Source organism: Clostridium sp. LS (assembly GCF_002760435.1).
Lineage (GTDB): Bacteria > Bacillota > Clostridia > Clostridiales > Clostridiaceae > Clostridium.
Genome location: NZ_AUUU01000197.1, coordinates 1 through 5,468, shown reverse-complemented (window position 1 = coordinate 5,468; position 5,468 = coordinate 1). Strand labels below are relative to the sequence as shown.

Below are 5,468 nucleotides of genomic sequence, written 5' to 3'. Positions count from 1 at the left end.
ATGAAGATTTAGTAAATATGTAAGGATATTCATATAATAAGTCAAATTATAATGTTTGGTGTCTATACCCATAAGTATAACATAAACACATCCAATTGACTTCTGAATATGTAAATAAGCATGAATAGCATATATTTATATTAATTTCCCTTAATATCTAAATTAATGCAAATAACATTAAGAAAAATTAATTTAAGGAACTTATATTAAGTTTCTAATGTTGATAAGGCATAGAATTTTGATATAATAATAATTATAGTTATAAATAATTAAATAATGATTTCAAAGAAGAAATATTTAAATCGAGGGGGGGCTTTAGGCATGCCAATAAAAATTCCTATAGAATTGCCTGCATTTCAAGTTTTATCTAATGAAAATATATTCGTTATGAATGACGAAAGAGCGAATACTCAAGATATTAGACCGTTAAAAATAGCAATTCTTAATTTGATGCCTAAAAAAATTGTAACAGAAAATCAATTATTAAGATATTTATCTAATACACCATTACAAGTGGAAATAACATTGCTTCAAACTAAGAGTTATGTATCTCATAATACGCCATCAGAACATTTAAATAAATTTTATAGCTATTTTGATGACATAAAGCAAGAAAAATTTGATGGATTATTAATTACAGGTGCTCCAGTTGAGCAGATGGAATTTGAAGATGTTACATATTGGAAAGAACTCACTGAAATAATGGAATGGAGCAAAACCAATGTGTTTTCAACTTTTTATATTTGCTGGGGAGCTCAGGCAGGGTTATATTACCATTACAATATACCTAAATATGATTTAAAAGAAAAAATGTTTGGAGTATTTTCGCACTGGGTAAATGATGAAAATGCTGATCTTACAAGGGGATTAGATGATGTATTTTATGCACCGCATTCAAGACATACTGAAGTTAAACGCGAAGATATAGAAAAAATTTCAGAACTTGAAATTCTATCTGAGTCTGAAGAAGCTGGGGTATTTATTGTAGCAACGAAGGATAGAAGAAATGTATTTGTAACTGGTCATATGGAATATGATAGAAATACGTTAAAAGATGAATATATAAGAGATAAAGAAAAAGGCGATGATATAGCTTTACCTAAAAATTATTTTAAAAATGATGATGTAAATGAAAGACCTCTATATATATGGAGAGGTCCAGCAAGTATTGTTTTTGGAAATTGGTTGAATTACTGTGTATATCAAAATACACCTTATGATCTTAATAAACTTTAAAAGTTATTTTTATATACAAATAACTTCAAATGAAGAAATATAAACAAGTGTGATAGCTATTAATTTTACTATCACACTTTTTTGCGTGGTATCGAATTAAAAATTTAACATATTTTGCATTTTTATATTGAATAATATTACATATGTGATATAATATGTTTAAAAAGGTCAAGAAAACGTATTCGTAAAATTTAGTAATATCGTAGCAGCATTTGTCCTATTTATCCTACCAATGAACGCTAAATATCTATTGATACACTCAAAGCATCAATTCAAACTATAATATTTTGCTAAAAATCAACTGTTTCTCAATAAATAAATCACTTTTATTATAAAAAAGGGAGGGATAATATATTTATAATTTTGTATAAATTAAAGAATTGTTTTTATTTTTGTGCAAACGGTTGCTTTGAAATAAAAATCATAAATGTAGGAGTGTGTTATTAATGTTAATGAGAAAAAAATTAATATCAAAATTATTGGCAGCTGGTCTAATCTTAAATCTAAGTGTATTTGCGCTTCCGGAATTAAACATAGCTACAAATACTTTATCTACAGCAGCTTATGCTGATACTACAACTAGTTTACCATCAAGTACTAAGGATGGAGTTATTCTACATGCTTTTGATTGGTCTTTTAATAATATAAAGAATGAATTACCTAATATTGCAGCAGCAGGCTATAAGTCAATTCAGGTTTCCCCTGTTCAAGGAACTAAAGATTCCTCTACTGATGCAAGCAAATGGTGGTTATTATATCAACCAACCAATCAATCTGTTGGTAATGCGCAACTTGGAACTGAAGCGGAATTTAAAGCACTTTGCACTGAAGCTGAAAAATATAATATTTCAATTATTGTGGATGTAGTAATGAATCATATGGCTAACAATGGAAATGCAGATCAGTTAGATTCTACAGTTGATTCTAGTTTCCAAAATACTAATTACTATCATAATTTAGGACAATGTACTAATTGGAGTGACAGATATTCTATTACACAACAAGGAATTGGTATGCCAGATTTAAATACCCAGAATTCCGAAGTTCAAAACAAAGCAATTACATTTTTAAATCAATGTGTAACAGATGGAGCTGATGGGTTCCGATTTGACGCTGCTAAGCATATTGAAACTAATATAGGATTAGATGCTGGAAAGTCATGGGCAGGAAATTATTGGACCAATGTTCTGGGGAACTTAAACAATAAATCAAACTTATTCATTTATGGTGAAATCTTACAAGATGGAACTGTAGATAATGTTTCTTCTTATGAAACATTTATGAATGTTACAGCAAGCAGTTTTGGTTACGGTTTACGAAGTGCAATTACTTCTAATAATTTAAGTTCAATTGGTACGACTTATTCCGGAATCGATTCCAATAAGGCAGTAGATTTTGTTGAAACTCATGATACCTATGAAGATGGTACAAGTAAAAGTTTAACAGATACTCAAAGAAAATTGGGCTGGGCAATTGCTGCTGGTCGTGCTAATGCAACTCCTTTATTTTTTGACAGACCTACCAGTTCAATCGGTAGTGAAGGTGATTCTTTATGGAAAGATGCAGATATAGTTGCAATTAATAATTTTCATAATGCAATGGTAGGACAAAACGAGTATTTAAGATGGACAAACAATAATACAACAATGTTAATAGACCGCGGAACTGCTGGTACTTTAATCGTAAATGATGGTTCTAGCACTACTATTAGTTCATCAACTAATTTGGCAAATGGAACTTATACTAATCATGGTAGCTCTAGCTGCACGCTAACTGTTTCAAATGGAACAATTTCTGGAACTATTCCTGCAAATTCAATCGTAGTACTTTATAATGATGGTACAAGTACAGGTGGAAGTACAGGTGGAAGTGTAACATATGCACCAACTTCTGGTTATAAAGTAGATTACGATAGTAGTACTCTTGTTCAAGGTAAGAGTTTTACTGTATATTATAATGGTTCTTTAGCTAGTTCTAGTAGTGTTTCACTTCATTGGGGATATAATGGCTGGACATCTCCAACTAATGTTACAATGACTAAAGATGCAAATGGTTTTTGGGAAGGAACTGTAACTATTCCTTCTTCAGCTACAAAATTAGATTTTGATTTTACTAATGGAAGCAGCTGGGATAATAATAGCAGTCAAGATTGGCATTTACCAGTGTATTCAAGTTCTGCTCCAGTACAAGTAACACCTGGTCCAACTGCTGGAAAAAGTGTTACAGTTTATTATAATGGAAGTTTAGCATCTAGCGCTACTTCTATGACTCTACACTGGGGATATAATAGCTGGGTTACTCCATCTGATGTTACAATGACTAAGCAATCTGATGGAAGATGGGCAGCTACTATTACATTGCCATCTGGCAGTTATATGCTTAATATGTGCTTTAAAAATCAATCAAGCACTTGGGATAGTAACAATTCTAGTAACTACAACTATTCAGTAGCAGAATAAAAGTAACTCATAAAAACATTTACAACTTATAAAAATATAGTATTTCAACTTAATAAGGTTAGAGGTATATAACCTCTAACCTTTGATTTAACTTAAATAATTGTAGTGGTCTAACTAGCAGAATTGATCAATTTAATTATTAATGCAAAATAAGCTAAAGCAGATTAAGGTAAGTATTTTAAATATAATATTGTTAAGCCAATCTGCATAAGAAGTATAAAAGGTACTCCAACAGTAAACTTTTTATGCTTTGTTTTATGTCTAAAAGTAGACATGCCAATAAGCATACCAATAGATCCTCCTAAAATAGAAATTCCTATAAGAGTTTTTTCTGGTATTCTCCATTCCTTATGAATAGCTCTTTGCTTGTCCACAAGCATAATAATAAATCCAATGAAATTAATAATTAGGAAGTATGTTAATATAACTTTAAGCATAATTTTCACTCCAATAATATATTTTAATTAATAATATAATTTATTTTAGAATATAAACGTATTAAAGTCCATGAAATTTATGCTTATACTAACAAATATAATATTAGTTATAAATGATAAGTTAAGGATGAAATCCCAAAAGGGATTTCTAAAAATGGGAAAAGTCTGCAGACTTTTCTTCCTAAACTTCTAACTTTCAACTTATAACTGATTTCACCCCCCTAAGGTTACATCTTGTTCATTATACCAAGATAATGCGCTATAAAAATCTTCTTGTTTAAAATCAGGCCAATAACTATCTAAAATATAAAAATCAGAATAAACGGATTGAACTGGTAGTAGACCGCTTAATCTTCTTCGACCTCCCCATCTAATTATGAGATCAATTCTAGAAATATCTTTTGAATGAATATATGGTTGAATATGCTTTTTTGAAGAACCATGATTTTTTAATAAATTCAAATCCCATTCCCATCCATAATTAATTAAAAAGTTTGCTTTAATTCCGCCTGAGCCAAACTTTTTTCTTGTGGTAAAGGGTATTAATTCTGTAGGAAAGCAATTTGAATCAGTATTTCCTAAAACTAATATTTCGCAATTTTCTTTTGTTAGAAGCATAACGGAATCAACACAAGCCTTAGTAAAAGCAATTTTTTGATCACTAGGACGTTTGGTATTATCTATAGTAAAACCATAAAAGGTTACTTCCTGTACATTTTCCTTTTGGCATAGTTTAAAAACTTCTAGTCCTGGATTTATTCCATGATCATAACCTTTATCTTTAGTCAATGAGTTAGATAAAGCCCAGCGTCTATTGCCATCAGGAATAATACCTATATGTTTTGGTATTCGCATAATTATATTCACCTCTTAAATTAATGTTGCTTTTAAGAGTATAACCAAGTAATGCTAAATAATACACACTTATGAAAAAAGTGCGAAGCACAATTGAGTTCAGTTCACCGATGAAAAAAGCGCGAAGCGCAATTAAGTTCATTTCACATATGAAAAAAGCACGCACATATGAAAAGAGTGCGAAGCACAATTAGGTTCTTTTCACATATGAAAAGAGTACGAAGAACGGTTCGGAACTTGTTGAGTTCAACCAAGAACTTAAAGAACAAAGTGTCTGCGCCACGTTTTATTAGTGATGAATAACGAATGGTGAATAATTAATGATTAAGGTTGAAGCTCAAAGAGAAAGTTCAAGTAACCAAATATAAAAGCTCAAAGAGAGAGTTCTGCTAACCAAATATAAAATTTGGAGCATCACTTTTTGGGCTTTCACTTTTTACTTCGTAATTTCTTAAACATTTTATTTTTGAAAAGCCAAAGG

Annotated in this window: 4 protein-coding genes; 2 read left to right on the top strand and 2 right to left on the bottom strand. The window is 30.3% G+C overall.

Annotation, left to right across the window (positions count from 1 at the left end; translation table 11 throughout):
- Window positions 1–321: 321 nt before the first annotated feature.
- On the top strand, window positions 322–1,236 hold the full coding sequence (metA, locus tag COL3_RS26210; protein WP_008425474.1) for a homoserine O-succinyltransferase: 915 nt from the start codon (window positions 322–324) through the stop codon (window positions 1,234–1,236).
- A gap of 452 nt (window positions 1,237–1,688) precedes the next feature.
- Window positions 1,689–3,695, top strand: coding sequence for a carbohydrate-binding protein (locus tag COL3_RS26205; protein WP_035283703.1), 2,007 nt, complete (start codon window positions 1,689–1,691; stop codon window positions 3,693–3,695).
- A 164-nt stretch (window positions 3,696–3,859) separates the two neighbouring features.
- Here the strand turns inward: COL3_RS26205 and COL3_RS26200 are convergent, their stop codons facing one another.
- Together COL3_RS26200 and COL3_RS26195 are read right to left on the bottom strand one after the other, a co-directional pair.
- A complete protein-coding gene (locus tag COL3_RS26200; protein WP_008425476.1) occupies window positions 3,860–4,132 on the bottom strand; it encodes a DUF1294 domain-containing protein in 273 nt (90 codons plus the stop codon).
- Window positions 4,133–4,345: 213 nt separating this feature from the next.
- Window positions 4,346–4,987, bottom strand: a complete 642-nt coding sequence (locus tag COL3_RS26195) for an undecaprenyl diphosphate synthase family protein (RefSeq protein ID WP_008425477.1) — start codon at window positions 4,985–4,987, stop codon at window positions 4,346–4,348.
- Window positions 4,988–5,468 lie beyond the last annotated feature (481 nt).

Bases quoted from the DNA above. Each gene is read 5' to 3' on its own strand.
- metA (WP_008425474.1), top strand. From the start codon at position 322: ATGCCAATAAAAATTCCTATAGAATTGCCTGCATTTCAAGTTTTATCT.
- COL3_RS26205 (WP_035283703.1), top strand. From the start codon at position 1,689: ATGAGAAAAAAATTAATATCAAAATTATTGGCAGCTGGTCTAATCTTA.
- COL3_RS26200 (WP_008425476.1), bottom strand. From the start codon at position 4,132: ATGCTTAAAGTTATATTAACATACTTCCTAATTATTAATTTCATTGGA.
- COL3_RS26195 (WP_008425477.1), bottom strand. From the start codon at position 4,987: ATGCGAATACCAAAACATATAGGTATTATTCCTGATGGCAATAGACGC.